Source organism: Variovorax sp. dw_954, assembly GCF_018449755.1.
Classification (GTDB): Bacteria; Pseudomonadota; Gammaproteobacteria; order Burkholderiales; family Burkholderiaceae_C; genus Variovorax.
In genome coordinates this window covers 1-675 of record NZ_JAAVVD010000101.1, presented here as the reverse complement: position 1 = coordinate 675, position 675 = coordinate 1, and the positions used below count along the sequence as shown (strand labels likewise).

The window sequence follows — 675 nt, the reverse complement described above, 5'->3', positions numbered from 1 at the left end:
GGCTTGACGCTGCACCGCCGAGATGAAAGGGCCAGCGCCGTGACACTGCCGATACTGACGCTGGATGAACACGCGTTGGACCCGCGGCTTGGGTACGTGTTTCAGCGCACCTGGCTCCAGCCTTATGAATCGTTGGTCGGCATGCTCTGGAAATTCGCTCACATGAATCGATTGCCAGGACACCTCGTGATGTCGCAGTTGTGTAGCCATCCGATCGATCCCTATGAGGGTGCCGTGCCCGCAAGCATCGATGTCGCACGAGTCGCGCGGATGCTCGGCATCTCGCGGCGCATCGTGCGCGAGGGCATCTGTCACGCCACGAACGACACGAGCCCCTTCTTACGGTTTTGTCCAAGCTGCATCAGCGCTGCCTATCACAGCCGGCTATTCCAGCTCGAGCGCCATGCGCGGTGCCCGATCCACGGTGACGCGCTGCGCGATGTCTGTCGGCGCTGCGGTCGATCTTCCGCCTTCAGGCTCGACTCACAGTTGCTGGATGCACCTTTTCGCTGCAAGCACTGCCGCAGGTGCTATTCCTCACTCGGCTATGCGCCGCCAACAGTCTACAGGTGCCTTGCGCCAAAAGCGCGCGCGGCTGTGACACGCGCCGCTATCGGTTGAATACCCTTGCCGCGCAGTTGCCACGTGCGTCGCTGGCGAGGTGCCGGGTCAGCG

Annotated in this window: 1 protein-coding gene; it reads left to right on the top strand. The window is 62.5% G+C overall.

Features of this window, described 5'->3' with window-relative positions:
* Positions 1 to 621: hypothetical protein (locus HB681_RS37690; protein ID WP_213959993.1), on the top strand; the 621-nt coding region annotated here is incomplete at its 5' end.
* Positions 622 to 675: the final 54 nt, after the last annotated feature.